The organism is Suicoccus acidiformans (genome assembly GCF_003546865.1).
GTDB lineage: Bacteria > Bacillota > Bacilli > Lactobacillales > Aerococcaceae > Suicoccus > Suicoccus acidiformans.
In genome coordinates this window covers 1,465,157-1,483,460 of record NZ_CP023434.1, presented here as the reverse complement: position 1 = coordinate 1,483,460, position 18,304 = coordinate 1,465,157, and the positions used below count along the sequence as shown (strand labels likewise).

The following is an 18,304-nucleotide window of genomic DNA, read 5'->3' as shown; positions in this document are numbered from 1 at the left end:
ACTCGGTATTACCTAGAACAAAAAAACACTTTCTAAATGAGCAAAATGTAGACAGGCTTATGTCGCTCAGTCCCAAAAACTCCCCCGTTTGTATAGTTCAAACGGGGGAGTTAACCTTAATTAAATTAGCCTGCAATCCAAAGGCCGAATTGGGCAACGATGGTTGTCAGTAGGTAGGCTCCTGAGAAGACGAAAATCGCAACAATAAGGATTTTCCAGGAGGTTTTGGTGAGGTCGGTTAATTGGTTGGCAACTGAAACCCCAGCAAAGGCTAGAATTGGTGTTGTAATGGAGAGGAAGTCAACGGCTAAGATGGCGTTAACGGCGAAGTCGCTGATAAGGCAGACAATCATTGAGACAATGGACACCCAGCCAAGAATAGGGAAGTCTTGGAGGAAGCCGATATTGGTCTTGCGGGTTAAGTCAGAAATCATGATGCCTAGCAGGCTGAACAGCCAGAGGAAGAACAGGCCGACGAAGGTCATGCCGGTGATGGGGGCTGCGTCAGGGTAGCGCCATATTTTGACTTGTTGAGTGAATAGGATAAAGACGAGGCTGAGCGCGATAATGAGCGCGAATTGGATGTATTTATTTAAACCTTGCTTATTTGCCATGATCATAGTTGTCTCCTTTGGTTAGTAAGTTGTAAAGGAATCTTTGCAATGGAATGGCTAGAAAGACCATTGTATAGGTGCCGAGGAAGCTGGTTAATAGCTGGCTGGCTGAGGCGTAGGCGAGGATGATTTCTTCGTGTTCCGGATGAATGGCGGCCACAGCTGAGGAAGCGGCGGTCATCATGGACGCTGAGCCCATCCCGGCGGCCATCCCTAAGGCGCGTACGTCAAAGCCGAAGTTCAATAAGAACGGTGCGAATAGGCTGAAGAAGATCGATCCAAAAAGAGTCCCGATTAAGTACATGGATAATACCCCGCGTCCTTCAGGGGATTCGAGTGTATATTTCTCGGTAATATAAGCGAGTTCTCCTTCACGCGACAAGCCAAGGGTTGAGCCGATTGCTTCACGACGCAGACCGAGTAGGAGGGCTACCGGTAGGCCGAAGAAGATGGTTCCCAAGTTTCCAACTTCTTGCAGTAGAAAGACCCAGCCGACGGAAAGGATTTCCCGGATTTGCGGGGCAACGGTGGCACCATAGTAGGCCATCAGCGGCAACATAATGAATAGCAAGTTCTTCGCGGCAAAGTCCACGTTATCTTTGTGGTATATTTTGGCGATAATGCCTTTACGTAAAGCCGGAATCGCAAATATCATGGCAATAAATACTGCAAATACGAGGGGCAGAATGGATACTTTGAAGCTTCCGAATTGAAGTGATTGAAACCCAATCATTTCTGCAGCCAAAATGACGAGAAAGATAAAGCCGATCAAATAGGGTAAATATTTATTCTTCATGTGTTTCTCCTTCGTGCACGATGGATTGGATATAAGTAGCATAGTCGTCGTAGGAGCGGCGGTATAACTGGTCTGGGTCGATGCGTCCGTTCATTTGGTCTAAGACGCTGACGAGAAATTCAGGGAATTCTTGGAGGACGAATGGTTCGTCGACCATACGCAGATCATTGCCGTGAATTGTCCCTGTAAAGCCGCCATAGCTGATTTGGATGCTAGGAATCATGTAAGATAAGTCGCCGATATCCCCAGCTGCTGCCACGGCTCCGCGGTCTTCCAACCAGTGTGGGATAGTGTCTTGGGCTTGAAAGGCTTCGCGGACGAAATTGGATAAGTAACGGGCTTGCACAAAAGGCAAGTACCCCATTTGCGTTTGAATCTGCACCTTGCCTTCCAAGGCATAAGCAGCGCCTTTGGCTACCTTGTCCATGCGCTCAGCCACGACCTTCATATATTCCACGTCCACGGTTCGCAAATCGCTACCCACTTGCACTTCATCTGGAATGACATTGGTTGAGAAGTTACCGTGGTCAATGACCGGATTAATCCGCACGTATACATCTTCACGAAGCTGTTGGCGCATAAGTCCTAAGCCGGTGTTAAAAAGAGTTGACATGCTGTAAGCATTGACCCCACTAAAGGGATCCCATCCCGCGTGACTTGCCTTACCTTCAAAGCGGTAATGCTTGTACAAAAAGCCAGCCAAGTCGCAATTAATCTCAACGAGTTTCTCCTCGGCACCCCCAATGGTATGCACACACATCGCAAAATCCACGTCGTCAAAAACACCTAACTTCATCGCTTCAGGCTTACCGCCCATATAGGTGATGACACCTTCGTCAATCAGACTTTGGCGGTATTCCAAATCAATAAATTCCTCCGCCGGCACGAAGATAAAGGCGAAGTTGAAGTCATAGTATTGATAACGCTTGTCTTCGGTGAGATAGCCGTAAAGGGATAAGGCGGTCGTCACTTGTGTAAAGTGGCCACAAGCATGGGCCGCGCCTGTCTCCGGGTCCGCTTGAAAGTGGCCGGGAACTTTGACGGCGTCGAGTTCAGCAACAAAGGCGAGGGTCATTTTTTGGCCGGTGTTGAGGTTGACTCGCATCCCTGTCGTTGAGAAATAATGAATTTCTGTCTCAGGCGTCACATCGTGGATAAAGTCTTCCACGCGACTCTTGGTGTAGAACTCTTTGTAGCCAAGTTCTGGGTGAGCGAAGAGATCCGCGGCAATGTCCTGCATCTTGGCGAAGTTTCTTTCAAAATAGCTCACAATAATCTCCTCCTGTTTATTTGTTCGAAGCGGCTGGAAAGTTGCCGGGGCAGAGGGCTGTAGGCAGGGTGATTTGCTTTATAGGGTTTCTGCTGGGTAACTGCTTTGGAATTTGTTCTGGTTTCTATTTGACTTTTGCCTAAATCTCTGCTCTCCTTTGATTTCCAGCGCTTCGTTTGATGATTAGGGATTTAATATAGCACATTTGTGGAAGATTGGGTGAATATGAGAAGTTTCTAATGGAAAAGACGGGGAATGTTCGGGATTTGGGGAGAGCAGGTTCATGGGTTGATGTAGTGGGGGTGTTTGGGATGGGGTGAGTTTAGGGAAGTGGGTGCTGAAGTGCTTTGCGGTGGGAGGGCTTTATCTGTAAGTGTACGTGAGAGGGGGAACGTGTTCGGAGTAGGGGTAAGTGCTGAGAAGTTAATTATGTCAAGATTGATTTGGGGGCGGAGGATGAAGGCTGTGGGAGGGATTGTGCAGAAAAGTTATCGGGCTTAGGAAGGTAGTTTGCTTTGGTTTTGAGCCGATAGGATGCTTATGTTGGGTGTGGCTGAATGGGTTTAGGTGCGGTGTTTTTGGTGGTATTAATTGCAGTCAATTTGCTTATTGCTTTATGGAGTTAGGTTTGTGTTATAGGTCTTTTTGCTTGATGAGTCCGGGAATTTTCACTTTTTTGTAATATGTTAGATGGAAATGGGGTTTTTGCGTAAAGTATTATGAAAGAGAGATTCTATGATTTATCTTGAGTTAGAATTTATGGAAGTTTTAGCAGAGCGTGTTGCGTTGGATGAAGGGTCTCAGTGGCAGTTGGAGGCTTTTGAGATACCTAAAGATTCATAAATCTCTTTGTTAGTTTTTTCTTCGCCTTTGGCATTCTCAATTAGTAACTTTTCCATCGTTCTACTCATTTCATAGGTCATATGTGAGTATTTTTTCCGAACTATGGTAGAGTAGGTATAGTTCATCGAAATCTCTCCTCTATATTTTGTGCTTAAAATCAGTATAGCAGAGAAGCCGATGGGCTTTTTTTATGGTCTCACTTAATTATACAAGTCGAGACTGACGATTCCGGCTGGTTTCAGCCAAGCGGTCTGGCAATACTTGGCCGGTGAAAGAGAATCTTTTCCCCGCTTAGTTAAAGAAGTCTCAGCCCAAAAGCCCCAAGCCAGTGCTTTTGTGGATAGTTTCTTAGATGGCTACTGGCGCAATTTACAAATCATTACAGCGTCAGCGACCAATCTACATGATGATAGTGCCTTTGAGAGTGCCTTGGTAGAGTTAAGTCAGGCCCAGTCCGCACACATGGCGATTCGTCCGCTAGAACAGGATGTGAATATCACGCTGTATTCCTATAGTGTTTGGCATTTGCCCGTTATTTGTTACAGCTTGATAGCCATGCTGGTGAGTTTATACAGCAAACCTATGGTTGCTAGTCGGCAACCAGCAGTTGCGATGTGCGAAGCTTCGTCTGGCTTGACCGACCGCTAACGTCCGCAGTCATACTTCTGGGCAAGTACAACCTGTGCTCTAGATCTGTGGTTAGGTTTTATCCTATTTGGCGGCTTCTTCTATGGCTGGACCACCTTCCAGAATAAGGCCGCTTTGCTCATGACTTTAGCAAGTTTCTGCGACTTAATTGGTATTACCGGTATGAGCTTCTTCGTTGCTACCGTTATGCAGAATAAGAATATGGTCACTTTCGTGCAGACCTTGTTGAGCTTGTTAATCGCCTTTGGGAGTGGTATTTTCGTCACCCGCGACTTCGTCCATCCGGTCATGCAGACCATTGCCTCCATCTTTTCACCGATTTGGTTGGTGAAGACAGCTGAAATTGTCGTCACTGTATCAGAAATGACCGAAGATCACCAGCGCACTGTAGGTATGCACCAATTCATCATGGTGCTCATTGGGCTTGCTTATTATGCCTTGAGGCTAGGCGTCTTCTACTATCGCAGCCGATACCGGGATCTATAAGGTAGTTGTTCAAGGTGTATTAGGCACAGACAAAAAGCATCCAAGTAACGCACATTCAGTTACTTGGATGCTTTTTTGAGATAATGTGTGGTTTTAGCTAATTTGGTCAATTTGAGGAATGTACTCTTCAATCCATGCCTCGTATTGGCCGCTTTCCGTCAATTCGCCAATGACTTTGTTGATGACATCGAGCAATTCTTGACTATCATTGGATACGACAATCGACATTCCTCCGTCATCGCCGTTAGGCACTTCGACACCTTCAACAATTTGTAGTTTTCCTTCATGTTGGGCTGCAAATTGGGTGGCCACAATGTGGTCGAATAAAATCGCGTCAATTCGGTTGGTCAGAAGACTTTGAACAAGGTCGCCATTATCAGGAATCATTGTCAAATCAGTAGCTTCCGGTACGTGCTCTTTCAGAAGTGCCTCTTGAATCGATCCTCTTTGCACGCCGAGACGTAAGTTATGGACGTCGTCCAAGGATTGGATTGTGGCAGCGATGTCGTGATTAGTTAAGAAGTAGTTCGTTCCAGTAAAGTAAACGTCTGAGAAGAGCGCTTGTTCAGCCCGTTCAGGCGTATAGGACATCCCCGCAATAACCATATCAACTTTCCCCGTTTGCACTTGGGTAATCAAACTATCGAAACTCGAGTTGCGAATTACTAACTCCACACCCAACTCGTCCGCAATAGCTTGGGCTAGCTCAATATCCGCCCCTAAAGTTGTTTCTTGACCGTCAACCATCTTCACCCATTCAAAGGGCGGAAAATCCGCACTAGTTCCCAGGACAATTTCGCCTTTGTCTTGGACTTCTTGCACCGTAAGAGCCTCAGCTGTTGCAGGTTGCGCGATAAGCCCCAGGGCAACCGCACCTGCTAAAGCAATTTTCAACCATTTCTTCATCTTCATTCCTCCATTTACCCTTAGAGCAAAAATGCCCCCATCCACAGGTGTAGATCGAGGGGGAAGCCCTACACCAAAATCTGCTTCATGGCGCGCTTTGTCGAGGGTGTTATTTGTTAATAGAATAGCAAGTTTCGCTTGACTTGTCAATTAAAGTGGGAGGCAGACTTGTGGGATGCGCTTTAATTATGACTTACATGCTTTATTGAACAGACTTTGCTGGGATAGGGACTTTTAGGGGTCTGAATTTTTGGACCTGCAGTATTTGATTACCTAGCTAAGTAAGTCATTTATTTAGTGATATATATTAATGCATTGATGCACCGTTAATATCAATATATTAATGCATTATTGTGCGGAGGAGACGAGTGCAATGAAGCCAGAAGACATTACGAGTTATGCATCTTGGGAGTATGTTCGTGACCACGGGGCGGAGTTGAATAAACAGGATTTCAAAAAATTATTTCCCTTATTTGAGCCTGGACCGGGCCAGCGCTAGCGGCGAAGTATGGAAAGAACAATAACCTGGCGACTAATGCTGGGACAGGCCAGGAAGCCATCGGGCAGCGGATTGTGATTCAAGGGAAGGTGACGGATGAAGCCGGCAAGCCGGTATCACAGGCTTTTATTGAAATTTGGCAGGCCAATACGGCGGGTGCTATGTGCATCAATTGTATACCCGAGATGCGCCTTTGAACCCGAATTTCGTAGGCAGCGGCTGGTCTTATACAGACGAGGCAGGGCATTATGAGTTTATTGCGATTAAGCCGGGCAATTACTCCTTCCGGCCGTCTGAGAATCGGTGACGTCCGGCGCATATTCATTATTCGGTCATGGGTCCCCGGCTGGCTGATTGTCTGGTGACGCAACTGTATTCCGCAAGGAATCCCTTGTTGGATTGTGATGAGACGGTCTTTCTTAAGTTGCCTGAAGCTAACCGAAAGCGGGTGATTGCCCATTATCACCATTATTTGACGATTCCAGATGTTGCCCTGGGCTATCGATTTGATATTGTCTTGAGGGGTAGCGAAGGTTTGCCATCGATGCCGAATACGCATATGTTGACTGTTGAAGAAGCAGAGCCTTACGGGAGAAAGTAGGGGATGTAGATGACCGATTCACAATTGCACCAACATGCGATCTCCAAGCAGACGTCTGCCCCCTATCCAACGCTAGGCCTTTTTCTTGAAGGCAGACAAAGTCAAGTTAAGGTGAATCACGACTTGTGTTATGCGGAAATGCCAGGAGAAGCGATTGTTTTTCAGGTGTATATGTTTACGTTGAAGGAGAAATTGCCACTCTTTAATGTCTTTGTTGAATTGTGGTAGGCCAATAGCGCCGGGGTGTACAACCATCCGGCTGAAGCCGAGCTGGAGGACTTTGATCCTAATTTCTTTGGCTTTGGGTGCACGACCACTGACCGAAAGGTTTCTACCGCTTCGAGACGGTTAAGCCAGGGACAATAGAACGCGCAGGAGTCCTGCAAAATCCGAATGTCGTTTTATTGCTTCACATGCGGGGGCTGGCGCTGCCTGTCTATGTTCGGGTCTACTTTGAAGATGAAGCCCAGGATGATGCCTTTATTATGGCCTTAGCACCTGAAGAGGCTGCGACCTTGCTGGCCAAGCGTATTGGTGAGGAAGTGGCGTGGCGGTTTATGAAATTAATGTGATGCTGACCGGCAATTCGGCCTTGTTAGCCTATGACCCTGTGGAAAAGGAGGCAGACCCTGCAACTTTACCGAGTAGGGTAGGATTGGCGCAGACTTATGTAGTGAATTTATAGAAGCTGACAGGAGCAGACGCAGCGTGCGTTTGCTTTTTTGCATGAGGCGGATGTCAAATTATCATCTTAATCATCCTGTAAAAAGAATTGTTCATAATAATGTACAATTATCTTGTTTATCCCCTCTTTATCAGCTATGATTGGATTAACAGATTAAAATGAGGTGATAAAATGAATATAGAATATGTTGACACGATGTGGCATATGAATATTTCTAGTGTCTTGACCTTGGCTATTGCCGGGATTATGGCATTAATTGGTTACAAGATTGTTGAGCGGGTGGGCTTCTTGCGGAAGTATTGTATTCCAGCTCCTGTTGTCGGTGGCTTTATTGTTATGTTAATTAATTTACTGGGGCATTCTACCAATACTTTCGTAATTAATTTCGATAATGCGTATCAAAGTTTCTTCATGTTGGCCTTCTTTACGACGGTCGGACTGGGGGCGAGCTTTAATTTACTCAAGATCGGTGGTAAAGCCTTAATTATTTATTGGCTTCTATCCAGTTTCCTAGCCGTCATGCAAAATACGGTCGGTGTCACTGTCGGCAATGCGATTGGCCTGGATGCTGCTTATTCGCTCCTAGCTAGTGCCATTCCTTTGGTGGGCGGCCACGGAGCTGCCTTGTCTTATGGGACCACCTTCCAAGAGATGGGTTACGAGGCGGGACCACTAGTCGGGGCTGCGAGTGCAACCTATGGCTTGATTTCAGCTGTCTTAATTGGTGGACCACTGGCCCGTCATTTAATTGAGAAATATCGCTTGAAGCCATCGGGTGTGCTGGAGACGATGCATGAAGATGTACTTGAGGTGAACCAAGGAGAAAAGACTCTGACGGCCTTTGATATACTGGCGAATGTGACGATGATCTTGCTTTCGATGGGCTTGGGGCAAATTATTAGCCAATGGATTGGTGATTTGATAGGCATGCAGTTTCCGGAGTATGTGGGTGCGATGCTGGTGGCGGTGATCGTGCGCAATGTTTACGACCGGTTCGAATTCTTTAACTTTAACTATGATTTGATCGATCGCATTGGCGATGTCGCCTTAAATCTATATTTATCCATGGCGATGATTTCCATGGCCCTATGGGAGTTGAGTGGCTTGTTCGGCGGCGTAATTATCGTATTGGTCGTTAATACGATTGTTACCGTCTTACTTGTTTACTTCCTGTCCTTTAAGGTACTCGGCAAAGATTATGATGCAGCGGTTATGATTGCAGGGCAAATTGGCCACGGTTTAGGTGCTACCCCGACAGCGATGGTCAATATGAATACCATCACCCAACGGTATGGTCCGTCGCATAAAGCTTACATTATCGTGCCAATTGTTGGGGCCTTCCTGGTGGATATAATTTATCAGCCGGTTACGATTTGGTTTATTTCGCAGTTTGTTCAGTAATGGAGGGAAACGATGTACAATTACCGTATGACACCAGCAGACGCTTGGACGGGCCGGACGGATTCGCTTGAAGATTTCGCTGCCTTCCGCCTGCATCAAGCCGTTGAAAGAATTAATTTAGCAGAGACCCAAGCCCTGAAGCATTATGTCAAAAAAGGGCTAAACTTCGCCTTTGTGGGCTTTGAATCAGATTTGGGCGTCCGCTTGAACAAAGGCCGTCCCGGGGCAGCCGCAGCGCCACATGCCATTCGCCAAAAACTGGCGTCCCTGCCTTTAAAATTCGACGATGTCGGCTTTGTGGACGTAGGGAATATTTACGCCACAGACGACTTGACCCGGGCTCAAAAGGCGTTGGGTGAAATTGTCGCCCAGTTGCTGCAAGAAGGCTTCTTACCGATTATATTAGGTGGGGGTCATGAGACCGCTTTAGCCAGCTATTATGGCCATTGGTTCAATAAGGAAGCCAGCCTAGGAATCGTCAATATTGATGCCCATTTCGATAACCGGCCCTATGAAGCCGACGGGCCAACTTCAGGGACGATGTTCCGTCAAATTTATGATATGACCGAAAGCCAAGATTGGCCTTATGCATATTTTGTTCTAGGGATACAAGACCATGGCAACACCCAGGAACTCTTTAATTTCGCCGATGAAACGGGAACCGTCTACTTCTCTGCCCAAGACTTGTTAGGCGGGCAATCGAATGGGATTTATAACGTCCTGGATAGTTGGTTGGCTGATTTAGCCAAGGTGCACTTGACCATCGATATGGATGTCTTCAATGTGGCCCTAGCGCCAGGTGTGAGTGCAACCCAGCCCTTTGGCATCTTTCCGCAGGATATTATGCCTTATTTGACACACTTGTTGAAAAGCGGCAAAGTTGCCTCCATTGATGTGGTGGAAGTGTCACCTGAAAATGATCAAGCGAACGGCCAGACGGCCCAACTGGCGGCTGTCTTGTTGTATTACCTCATGCAAATTTGGGCAGAGGTTGAGCAGGGTAAGGATGCCTAGATGAGCTGATCTATTGTGAGGGTAGCTAGCCACACTTGGCCAAAGGAAAAGCCTGCAAGGATGATTGCTTGCAGGCTTTTGTGCAGGACTGAGTTTAAGCTGAATTCGAAATGCGCGATTCATAGGGTTTGGTTATTGGCTGAGATCTTGTCCAATGAGGTTTTTTGTAACGAATGGCATGTCGGACGATTAGTGCAAGCCTTCTTGGAGGGCTTGTTGGCAGACTTGTTTGACGATTTGAGTGAAGGTGATATAAGTATCTTTGGTGACATATTCGTCGACTTTGTGGGCTAGGCGGGTTTCGCCAGGACCGAACATGGCGAAGGGGAAGCTTTCGTCCTTGCCTTGCAGTAAGCTGGCTGCATCGGTAACGCCGGTAGAGGCAATCAATGGCAATTCTTTGTAGCCCAAGGCTTCTTGGCCCACTCGCTGCATGATGCGGATGAAGTTGGACGCGCCGTCTGTGAAGACGGAAGGCAGGTCCATGGTGCAGGTGACTTTGATTCTTTGGCTCTCTTCACCGGCGTTGGCTGCTTCTTCAAGTTCTTGGAATATTTGTTTCACTTCAGGATTATCCAGTTCCGGCACGGTGCGGGCATTGATTTCAATATGAGCCGATTCCGGGATAGAGTTGACTTGTTGACCACCTTCAATGACAGTGGTATTAATTACAAAATCACCCAAAATATCATTCGTCCGTCCTAAGCTGCGGAAGCGTTCATTCATAGTATTGATAAATTCCGCTAGCTTATCGATTGCGTTATAGCCGAGTTCCGGCAAGGAAGAGTGGGCCGCTTCGCCGTAGCTGTCAACGCGGAAATTCATCGAGCCTTTATGGGCATAAATAATGTCATTCACCGACGGTTCCGTCACCCACAAAGCGTCAACATCATCCATATAACCCTCTTGATAGAATTGACGGGCACCGGCCCCACCGACTTCTTCCCCAACCGTCGCCATGAGTTGAATTGTCCCCTCATGCTCGTTAAAAAAGCCCTCGCTTTTCAGTTCAATCATGGCAAAGACAAGGTTCAACAAGCCGGCCTTCATATCGTTGGTTCCCCGCCCGTAAAGCTTGCCGTCTGCTTCACGCAAGGTAAACGGGTCCGAGGTCCACGCATCGATATTCCCAGCAGAGACAACGTCCATGTGGCCCGACAGGGCAATGGTCGGCTTACCTGAGCCGATTTTAGCAAAGAGATTAGAACGAGTGGTGGAACCATCAACGGGGATCACATCACTATCAATGTCATGCGCTGCCAGTAGCTTTTGGAGGTAGAGGGCAACCTCATGCTCACCTTCATTGACCGAAGCTATGGCAATCAAATCCGCAAGTATCGACACATGTTCTTCTTCAGTAAATTGTTTCATTCGATTCACTCCTTTAGGCCTATTGTACGCCAAATGAATTTAATTGCAATAATCTTTATCATGACCCAAAAACGCACCCAACCGCGCTTGTACTTGTAAGTTGGGTGCGTTTTTGGCGAATATTTAATGAGGCGTTGATTACTTAGTCGTGGTAGACAGTTTGGTCTGAGTTGAGCCAGCTGTAGCCCCAGCCCATGACGAAGCCTCCGCCAACGATATTGCCGATAAAGCTAGTGAGCCAGTGCAGGAGGATAGTGCTCCAGGCGAAGCCGCCACCAGCTAATTGGCCGAAGAGAAACAGGGCGTAGTTGGCGACCACGTGGTCATAGCCGAGGAAGACGAAAGATGTAATGAGGGCAGCGATAAAGAGCATCTTGGCTGTGTCGTCTTTCATACGCATTTGGCCCATAATGGCAATGTTGACAAAAACGTTGGCGAGGATACCATCAATGAATACGTTCAGTAGTGGCTTGGCTAGCTTAGTAGCAGTGGCAGCCAAATAAAAGTCGCCGTAAGGGCTAGCAGAAAAGTCGATGGTCAGACTGGCGAGGCCGACGAGGAGGGCGGTACCAATCCAATTGCCGACGCCGCATTCAAGCATTATTTGGAAGGCTTTCTGGTAAGAGACCCAGCCTTGTTTGGCTCCTGCGGTGAGGTACATCATATTGGACGTCGCTAACTCACCATTGAGGAAGACGACAACAATCAGCCCGATCGGGAAAATTAGCGAGTAAATAATTTTGCCAAGGACGGGTGACATGGCTTGAAAATGACCAGCGATGACGCCACCGACCAGGCAGCCAATCGTCAGCAGGAAGCCGGCGTAGATGGTGCGGACGAAGTATTTGCTGTGGGCGGTTTCGTAAAGCTTGGTTTTGCGCTCAACCCCGCCTTGTAAAGCTTGCATAAATGGACCAGTTTGTGACACGGGACACACTCCTCTTGTATAATATTGTTGTTTAGTCGAATTATAGGTGAGTGCTGCAGGATTGTCAAAACAAATTCGGTGTATTGGTGGGTGAATTGGGGAATGTTCGAGTTGGTGGTTGTGGTGGGGGTGTTGGTGCGTGGGCGGTGGTGGATGAATGCTAGCGGAGTCTCATATATGTCTAAATTCCGTGGGAACTGAGTCCGACGGAATAAAATTGGGTGAAAATTTCGTGGGAAAGGTGTCCGGCGGAATAACCGGCGAAATTTATTCAGTGGGCGGTGGTCCCCACGGAATGCAGTAGCAAGGTTTGCGCAGACGTTTGCCTGAGTCACGTCGTTCTGTTTTCTATTGACGACAAAGCCGATTGGCGTATTGAATAACTTAAAGCATTTGCTGCTTTAGGTTATCTTATCTAGTTCAATAAGGAAGCCACGGCCGCCAGCCGTGGCGTATTTGTATCTGTAGTTTCAGCTACCGGCAAATGAATAGCGTTCGTCCGTGATTCTTATCCCCTCCACTGTCTACGCCTAATCAGTACTCTGCGAGACGTTGGTCTACAGTAAGTGTTTTTGGCGCACCCAGCCTTTAGCCTTTTGTTGCTTTTTTGGCAAGGGGATGTTGCGGTTTTTGCAATGGATTTTTGCTTGGTGAAAGCGTATGCTTAAGTAAATACAGCAAAGGAGTGTAGTGTTATGAGTATTTGTGAATTGTTGCAGATTGAGTATCCGATTATTCAAGGGGCATAGCGCGGGTTGCGACGCATCAGTTGGCGGTTGCGGTGTCGAATGCTGGTGGTTTGGGCTTAATTGCTGCCGGTGGGGTGCCGCTGGATATTCTGCGGGAGGAGATTCGGCAAGCGCAGGCTTTGACGGATAAGCCATTCGGGGTGAATTTGATGATGCCAGATCCGAATGTGGAAGCTCAGGCGGATGTGGTGATTGAAATGGGCGTGAAGGTGGTCACGACCGGGGCAGGGACGCCTAAGAATATTTTCCCACGTTTGAAGGAAGCAGGGGTTGTGGTCATTCCGGTTATTGCTTCAGTGAAACATGCCAGAAAGATGGAGGAATTGGGTGTGGACGCGGTTGTGGCAGAAGGGCAAGAGGCGGGCGGTCATATCGGCCAAACCTCAACAATGGCTCTCTTGCCGCAAGTTGTGGATAGTGTGAATATTCCGGTCTTAGGCGCGGCCGGAATTGGCGATGGGCGCAGTGTGGCAGCCATGTATGCCTTAGGTGCAGCGGGGATTCAAGCGGGCACGATTTTTCTGACGGCGGAAGAGTGCCCAATTCACGCGAATTACCAGCAAGCGGTCTTGGCGGCCACGGACACGGGGACGATTGTGACTGGCCGCAAGGCAAAGGATTCGGTGCGTTCTTTGACGAATCCGATGTTGGTGGAGTTTGCCCAATTGGAGGCCGCGAATGCCCCGCATGAAGAATTGGAGCAGTTAACCCTAGATTCCTTGGCCCGGGCAGTTTATGAAGGTGATATGGAGACGGGTTCTGCTATGGCCGGGGAAATTGCGGGCATGTTTACCGAAATGCGCCCGGCGCGCCAGATTATTGTGGATTTGTTCGCGGAGGCCGAAGCTGTGGCAGCCAATCTGCAAATTAAATATTAACCATCTTAAGGAAAAATGGCTTGTTCGCAAATGTTGCGGGCAGGCTTTTTTGCTTGGTTGGTGAAGTGTTTTTTTGGCAGAATGATTATTTTGAAAAGGCTTTCTGTATGGGCAAGCTTTCCGTTATAATGGGGTGAGACGTGGTTCGAGAAAGGGTGATTGCGATGAAGCAGTGGCGATTGTTGGGCTTGTTTGTGATGAGTGTGTGGGTGCTTTCCGGATGTGGGGCGGTCTTTGATCCTTTTGCGATGGGTTCGAATGTTGAGGAGTCGCTGCCTGATTATACCTGGCAGGAGGCATATGAGACGGCCGATTATGGGGCCGATGAAGCGGGGCAAGAGGTGGTGGTGTCTGGCTTTGCTGAAGTGGAGAGTAAGCAGTATTCACAGACTTTGGACGAGCTGCGGACCTTGATTCAGTCCTATGATGGGAAGGTGACGAGCCAGGATGCGTCCCATACCTTTGATGAATATACGCATCAGAAGTTGCGCTGGACGCACTTTTCGGTGCGGATTCCCAGTGATCAGGTGGAGACATTGCTGACGGATATTCAGGAAAAATATGCCTTGCGCCGTTTCGCGGTGAATTCTTATGATGTGGGGGATGAGCTGGCGACAGATGAAAAGCGATTAGCGGAAATTGCAGCACGTATGGCCGAGATTGATGGAGCTCTCGCAAGTGAGGATGTATCGAGTCTTGAGAAATCGACCTTGCGGGAGGAGCAGCAAGATTTGGAATTAGAGCAGCGGAGTTTAGTACAAAATATCGAAGAGTTGCGGAAGGACGTGGCTGATGCGCAAATCGATGTGAGTGTCTTTGAAGTCTTGCGCTACACCGATGAATCCGCAAGTCTTGGCCATCAGTTCCAGCGGGCTTTTAGCGGTTTCTTTAGCTTTGCGATTCCAACCTTGGCTTTGAGTTTGGTAAGTCTGTTCTTCGTGATTCCTTATATTATTGTGGCGGTTGTGACCTATCTCCTGGTGCGGAAGTTGCTAAGATGGGTGAAGCGTAAGGAGGGGGATTAAGGACGACTCGCCTTCAAAATACTTGCTTGGTTAGCGCTTAGTTGGAAAAATGGATGAACAGATCGTTATCCTGGAGCATTTCTGAGTATTTGATAAGTAATACTTATTGTTTTGTAATTCACAATATGGTATAGTTATATTATGGCAACACAATAATGAGATAGGAGTGCGATGGATGAAGAAATTTATTAAGATATCGCTGGCCGCAGCGATGAGTTTGAGCGTGCTGACGGGTCTGTCACCGGTGGCAAAAGCTCAGGACTTCACAGCTGGAACCTATGAGGGGACAGCCGAAGGTTATGGTGGAGACGTGAAGGTTGAGGTGACCCTCAGCGAAGACCGGATTGTAGGTATTGAGACGGATGCTCCGAATGAAACAGCTGGTATTGGGGATGATGCGATTGAGACGTTGACTGAGCAAGTGATTGCTAGTCAGTCGCTCAATGTGGACGTTGTCTCTGGGGCGACAGGTTCTTCAACTGGTTTCCTAGCAGCTTTAACGGCAGCTTTAGAAGCAGCGGGTGTAGACGTAGCAGCCCTTGAAGAAAAAGATGTTGAAGCAGATACTGGTGAAACGATTGAAGCGCAAACGACCGACGTCATTATTATTGGCGGGGGTGGGGCAGGACTTGCTGCAGCAGTGAGCGCGCATGAAAATGGTGCCCAAGTGATTCTTGTGGAGAAGATGCCACGCTTAGGTGGAAATACGATTATTTCAGGAGCAGCGTATAACGCCGCCGATCCAGACCGCCAGCAAAGTATTGAAATGACTGATTTGGAGAAGGAAACGGTCGAAGCAATTATTGCTGAGGTGCAGGACGATGAGCTAGTTAAAGAATGGCAAGCGACCCTTGCTGAGGAGTGGGAAGCTTATCAGGCGTCTGGGGAAACCTACCTTTTTGACTCGCCTTCTTTACATAAACTTCAAACTTACAATGGCGGCGATAAGCAGGCAGACCCTGTCTTAGTGGACCAATTTGGTGATCAAGCTTATGAAGCCATTGAGTGGTTGGAAGGCCATGGTATGGAATTTAATGACCACATGTTTACTGTCTTAGGAGGACTTTGGTCTCGTGCCCATAAACCAGCCAAACCTTTGGGAACTGGTTATGTTGATACGTTGACTGAATACTTCGAGGAGCATAGTGATGAGATGCAGTACTTCTTAAATACGGAAGCAACTGATTTAATTATCGAAGATGACAAAGTTGTCGGTGTTGTTGTCTCATCAAATGGCGAAGATGTGGAATTGCGGGCTAATAATGCGGTTATTGTTGCAGCAGGTGGTTTTGGTGCTAACGTAGAGATGCGTGAAGAGTTCAATGAACATTGGCCATCGCTGAAAGACATTAAGACAACGAACCAAACCGGTGCGACCGGTGACGGTATTCGCCTTGGTCAACAAGCTTCGGCCAACCTTGTTGGTATGGAGCATATCCAGTTACTGCCAATGGGAGACCCAGAAACGGGTAGCTTGAGTGGTAATATTGAGCAAGGGGTACAGGACCGTATCTTTGTCAATAGTGAAGGGAAACGCTTCGTCAATGAGGGTGAGCGTCGCGATGTGATGACGGAGGCCTTATTTGACCAAGAAGATGCAATGATGTGGACGATTGTGGACCAACATTCTTACCCAACCGGTGACACGAAGAATAACTTCAATGAAACGATTGATGAGTTAATTGAAGCAGGTCGGGCTTACAAGGGAGATACCTTGGAAGAATTGGCGGAGCAGATTGGGGTTGACCCAGAGAATCTAGTAGCAACCGTTGAGGAATTCAACCAAGCCGTTGAAGGTGAAATTGAAGACCCATTCGGCCGTACTTTATTCGACAACAAGCTTGATACAGCACCATTCTATGCGGCTGCCCGCAAGCCAACCGTTCACCACACGATGGGTGGTCTGCAAATTAACAAAGCAGCGCAAGTCTTGAACGAAGCTGGCGAACCAATCGAAGGGCTATTCGCAGCCGGTGAAGTAACCGGTGGTATTCACGGAAGTAACCGTCTGGGCGGAAATGCCTTAGCTGATATTATGGTCTATGGGCGCATTGCTGGAGCTAATGCAGCCAATGCCGGTAGCGGTGAATAAACCAATCTAAAAAACCAAACAAGACACCAGTCCTCAAAAGCAGGCTGGTGTCTTTGTGCTAGTTGGAAGATAATTATGGTATAGGAATCTAACAAATGAGCCGTTCTCTACAGATTTGAAGCCCCAGCCTGTACGCTTCAGGCATCGCAGTCCATTTAGGTTAGGTGACTAAATTAGGGGTCGGGCTTTAATTGTCACTGGGAAGGTTGTCGGATCCTGACAGGGTTGCCGGTAAAATTTAGCATATTCTTTCCCTTGCTCTGGATCGACTTCAGGGGCGCTGTTGAAGTTGTCGAATTGGACGTGAAGGGCAATTGGCTCATCGGCGTAAGAATAATACATCAACATATCGCCAAGGTAGCTATTTGCCAGATAATCATTGTTCATTGTTAAAGTGAGGCTGTCGATGAAATACGTTTTGGGATCGTGATAAATGACTAAATCGATGGGCAAGGTGCTCTCATTCAGCAATTCGTCATAGAATGCTATCATATAAAGGATATTGGTAACAGTATCATCAACTTTCAAACTTGTGTTCAAGGTGGTGTGCAGCATACTGATGAGGGTCAATATATCGGTGCCACTTAATTGAAGCTTAAGCAAATACTGATCTAAATCCCCGTCGCGGCCCTTATAGACGATAAAATCGTCTTTGTCAGCAATATCCCAGAAGGCACGCCATGTTTTGCGGGTTTGTGGGAGGAACTAGTCGAGATTGTCTAAATAATTCTGGAGAGGGTTCTCCAGCTCTTCATCAGGATAGTCCCTGTGATAGCTGTAAAGGGTGTCATCAACGAAATATAAGCCACCCTACCAAGTTGACTCATAGGGTTTTGGCGCGACATTATATCAATGCTCATGGCAACGTTGGGCTGGAAATGCGCATTCAGCGGAATTTCAACCCGGCCATTCTCGTAGTCGATTTCAATCAGACCAGTGAGTGCTTCGACTTCCGCATAGGCTTGCAAAGTGTCTTGGTAGGGAATTCTTTCTGGATAACTTCGGCAGGTTCTTCGGTGTCCGGAAGGGGCATGGCTGGATTCGGCTTAGGAATATTCAAATCACTTGCTTGTACTGATGCGATGGGAAGGGCAGTTTGATAAAGAAGCTAGGCACACGTTGTGATTTTCAGAATCGTTTTTTAGCTCCTCCCTTGGATCCATTTTACTAATTAAATTATAACAAATTTCGTGCAGAGGGTATTTATATCGGAGCTTAAATACACCCAAATAACACAGATAAGACTGCTGTTATCGGACGGAACAGGTGAACATGTGCGTGAGAACTAAAATTGTTTACTCACATTGAATTCTCATAAAAACTTGACAAAGGCTCCCAGTCCTTGTAGAATGACTCCAACAGATAAACGCAGTGATGTGGAAAGTAAGTGGAGAGTCCTTTGTAGAGAGCTTGCGTCAGGTGAAAGCAAGTAAGGAATCCCCACCGAAAATGGCCACAGAGCGGTCACTCCGACTGATTTGCAGAAGGGGTGAACGGA

The 18,304-nt window shown here is 47.4% G+C and carries 20 protein-coding genes, 1 pseudogene and 1 other annotated feature (1 of these 22 only partly in view); of the genes and pseudogenes, 13 read left to right on the top strand and 8 right to left on the bottom strand.

The features are described 5' to 3' along the window. Positions 1–125: 125 nt before the first annotated feature. Genes CL176_RS06980 through CL176_RS06970 form a run of 3 tightly spaced genes read right to left on the bottom strand, consistent with a single transcriptional unit; the run spans position 126 to position 2,680 of the window. Positions 126–614, bottom strand: a complete 489-nt coding sequence (locus CL176_RS06980) for a hypothetical protein (protein WP_118991588.1) — start codon at positions 612–614, stop codon at positions 126–128. Then, the gene (locus CL176_RS06975; RefSeq protein ID WP_118990656.1) at positions 604–1,410 is read right to left on the bottom strand and encodes a DUF3100 domain-containing protein; all 807 of its coding nucleotides are present in this window, start codon (positions 1,408–1,410) and stop codon (positions 604–606) included. The genes CL176_RS06980 and CL176_RS06975 overlap by 11 nt, the downstream gene beginning before the upstream one ends. Then, a complete protein-coding gene (locus CL176_RS06970; RefSeq protein ID WP_240430379.1) occupies positions 1,400–2,680 on the bottom strand; it encodes a M20/M25/M40 family metallo-hydrolase in 1,281 nt (426 codons plus the stop codon). Before CL176_RS06970 ends, CL176_RS06975 begins: the two co-directional genes overlap by 11 nt. 1,104 nt (positions 2,681–3,784) lie before the next feature. Between CL176_RS06970 and CL176_RS06960 the strand changes: the two genes are divergently transcribed. Continuing rightward, the gene (locus tag CL176_RS06960; protein ID WP_118990654.1) at positions 3,785–4,171 is read left to right on the top strand and encodes a hypothetical protein; all 387 of its coding nucleotides are present in this window, start codon (positions 3,785–3,787) and stop codon (positions 4,169–4,171) included. Between the two features lie 120 nt (positions 4,172–4,291). Then, complete coding sequence (locus CL176_RS06955) at positions 4,292–4,657, top strand: hypothetical protein (RefSeq protein ID WP_118990653.1); 366 nt, start codon at positions 4,292–4,294, stop codon at positions 4,655–4,657. 93 nt (positions 4,658–4,750) lie between these two features. Here CL176_RS06955 and CL176_RS06950 read toward each other — a convergent pair whose 3' ends face one another. Continuing rightward, a complete protein-coding gene (locus CL176_RS06950; protein WP_162890882.1) occupies positions 4,751–5,563 on the bottom strand; it encodes a transporter substrate-binding domain-containing protein in 813 nt (270 codons plus the stop codon). 373 nt (positions 5,564–5,936) lie between these two features. Here CL176_RS06950 and CL176_RS12865 point away from each other — a divergent pair, with 373 nt between their 5' ends. The 8 genes from CL176_RS12865 to hutG all read left to right on the top strand — a co-directional run bounded on the left by CL176_RS12865 (position 5,937) and on the right by hutG (position 9,763). Further along, entirely contained in the window at positions 5,937–6,062 is a 126-nt protein-coding gene (locus CL176_RS12865; protein WP_276100846.1) for a hypothetical protein, read from the top strand. Positions 6,063–6,088: 26 nt separating this feature from the next. After that, positions 6,089–6,259, top strand: a complete 171-nt coding sequence (locus tag CL176_RS13050) for a dioxygenase family protein (protein ID WP_118990651.1) — start codon at positions 6,089–6,091, stop codon at positions 6,257–6,259. Continuing rightward, the gene (locus CL176_RS06940) at positions 6,226–6,369 is read left to right on the top strand and encodes a hypothetical protein (protein WP_162890881.1); all 144 of its coding nucleotides are present in this window, start codon (positions 6,226–6,228) and stop codon (positions 6,367–6,369) included. The genes CL176_RS13050 and CL176_RS06940 overlap by 34 nt, the downstream gene beginning before the upstream one ends. Positions 6,370–6,381: 12 nt before the next feature. Further along, positions 6,382–6,663 carry a dioxygenase family protein gene (locus CL176_RS06935; RefSeq protein WP_276102272.1) on the top strand — a complete coding sequence of 94 codons (282 nt, stop codon included), beginning with the start codon at positions 6,382–6,384 and terminating at the stop codon, positions 6,661–6,663. A gap of 9 nt (positions 6,664–6,672) precedes the next feature. Next, the gene (locus CL176_RS06930; RefSeq protein ID WP_118990648.1) at positions 6,673–6,891 is read left to right on the top strand and encodes a hypothetical protein; all 219 of its coding nucleotides are present in this window, start codon (positions 6,673–6,675) and stop codon (positions 6,889–6,891) included. Positions 6,892–7,076: 185 nt separating this feature from the next. Then, positions 7,077–7,235, top strand: coding sequence for a peptidase associated/transthyretin-like domain-containing protein (locus tag CL176_RS12290; protein ID WP_162890880.1), 159 nt, complete (start codon positions 7,077–7,079; stop codon positions 7,233–7,235). A 284-nt stretch (positions 7,236–7,519) separates the two neighbouring features. After that, a complete protein-coding gene (gene gltS / locus CL176_RS06925) occupies positions 7,520–8,749 on the top strand; it encodes a sodium/glutamate symporter (RefSeq protein WP_118990647.1) in 1,230 nt (409 codons plus the stop codon). A 12-nt stretch (positions 8,750–8,761) separates the two neighbouring features. After that, positions 8,762–9,763: a formimidoylglutamase gene (gene hutG / locus CL176_RS06920; protein ID WP_118990646.1), complete on the top strand. Its 1,002-nt coding sequence runs from the start codon at positions 8,762–8,764 to the stop codon at positions 9,761–9,763. A 189-nt stretch (positions 9,764–9,952) separates the two neighbouring features. Here hutG and CL176_RS06915 read toward each other — a convergent pair whose 3' ends face one another. After that, on the bottom strand, positions 9,953–11,134 hold the full coding sequence (locus CL176_RS06915; protein ID WP_118990645.1) for an ArgE/DapE family deacylase: 1,182 nt from the start codon (positions 11,132–11,134) through the stop codon (positions 9,953–9,955). Positions 11,135–11,276: 142 nt separating this feature from the next. After that, positions 11,277–12,062 (bottom strand): formate/nitrite transporter family protein, encoded by a 786-nt coding sequence (locus CL176_RS06910; protein ID WP_118990644.1) that lies wholly within the window; start codon positions 12,060–12,062, stop codon positions 11,277–11,279. Between the two features lie 695 nt (positions 12,063–12,757). Between CL176_RS06910 and CL176_RS06905 the strand changes: the two are divergent. From CL176_RS06905 to CL176_RS06895, 3 genes and pseudogenes are all read left to right on the top strand, one after another. Continuing rightward, positions 12,758–13,689, top strand: a pseudogene (locus tag CL176_RS06905) (nitronate monooxygenase). 140 nt (positions 13,690–13,829) lie between these two features. Further along, positions 13,830–14,714 (top strand): DUF4349 domain-containing protein, encoded by an 885-nt coding sequence (locus tag CL176_RS06900; RefSeq protein WP_162890879.1) that lies wholly within the window; start codon positions 13,830–13,832, stop codon positions 14,712–14,714. Positions 14,715–14,889: 175 nt separating this feature from the next. Then, the gene (locus tag CL176_RS06895) at positions 14,890–16,806 is read left to right on the top strand and encodes a flavocytochrome c (protein ID WP_118990642.1); all 1,917 of its coding nucleotides are present in this window, start codon (positions 14,890–14,892) and stop codon (positions 16,804–16,806) included. A 168-nt stretch (positions 16,807–16,974) separates the two neighbouring features. Here the strand turns inward: CL176_RS06895 and CL176_RS06890 are convergent, their stop codons facing one another. Together CL176_RS06890 and CL176_RS12285 are read right to left on the bottom strand one after the other, a co-directional pair. Continuing rightward, entirely contained in the window at positions 16,975–17,376 is a 402-nt protein-coding gene (locus CL176_RS06890; protein ID WP_162890878.1) for a hypothetical protein, read from the bottom strand. A gap of 149 nt (positions 17,377–17,525) precedes the next feature. Beyond that, on the bottom strand, positions 17,526–17,774 hold the full coding sequence (locus CL176_RS12285) for a hypothetical protein (RefSeq protein ID WP_162890877.1): 249 nt from the start codon (positions 17,772–17,774) through the stop codon (positions 17,526–17,528). Between the two features lie 394 nt (positions 17,775–18,168). Further along, positions 18,169–18,304: a binding site (T-box leader), on the top strand; it runs 113 nt beyond the window's last position.

Bases quoted from the DNA above. Each gene is read 5' to 3' on its own strand.
- CL176_RS06980 (WP_118991588.1), bottom strand. From the start codon at position 614: ATGGCAAATAAGCAAGGTTTAAATAAATACATCCAATTCGCGCTCATT.
- CL176_RS06975 (WP_118990656.1), bottom strand. From the start codon at position 1,410: ATGAAGAATAAATATTTACCCTATTTGATCGGCTTTATCTTTCTCGTC.
- CL176_RS06955 (WP_118990653.1), top strand. From the start codon at position 4,292: ATGACTTTAGCAAGTTTCTGCGACTTAATTGGTATTACCGGTATGAGC.
- CL176_RS06950 (WP_162890882.1), bottom strand. From the start codon at position 5,563: ATGAAGAAATGGTTGAAAATTGCTTTAGCAGGTGCGGTTGCCCTGGGG.
- CL176_RS12865 (WP_276100846.1), top strand. From the start codon at position 5,937: ATGAAGCCAGAAGACATTACGAGTTATGCATCTTGGGAGTATGTTCGT.
- CL176_RS06930 (WP_118990648.1), top strand. From the start codon at position 6,673: ATGACCGATTCACAATTGCACCAACATGCGATCTCCAAGCAGACGTCT.
- CL176_RS12290 (WP_162890880.1), top strand. From the start codon at position 7,077: ATGCGGGGGCTGGCGCTGCCTGTCTATGTTCGGGTCTACTTTGAAGAT.
- gltS (WP_118990647.1), top strand. From the start codon at position 7,520: ATGAATATAGAATATGTTGACACGATGTGGCATATGAATATTTCTAGT.
- hutG (WP_118990646.1), top strand. From the start codon at position 8,762: ATGTACAATTACCGTATGACACCAGCAGACGCTTGGACGGGCCGGACG.
- CL176_RS06915 (WP_118990645.1), bottom strand. From the start codon at position 11,134: ATGAAACAATTTACTGAAGAAGAACATGTGTCGATACTTGCGGATTTG.
- CL176_RS06895 (WP_118990642.1), top strand. From the start codon at position 14,890: ATGAAGAAATTTATTAAGATATCGCTGGCCGCAGCGATGAGTTTGAGC.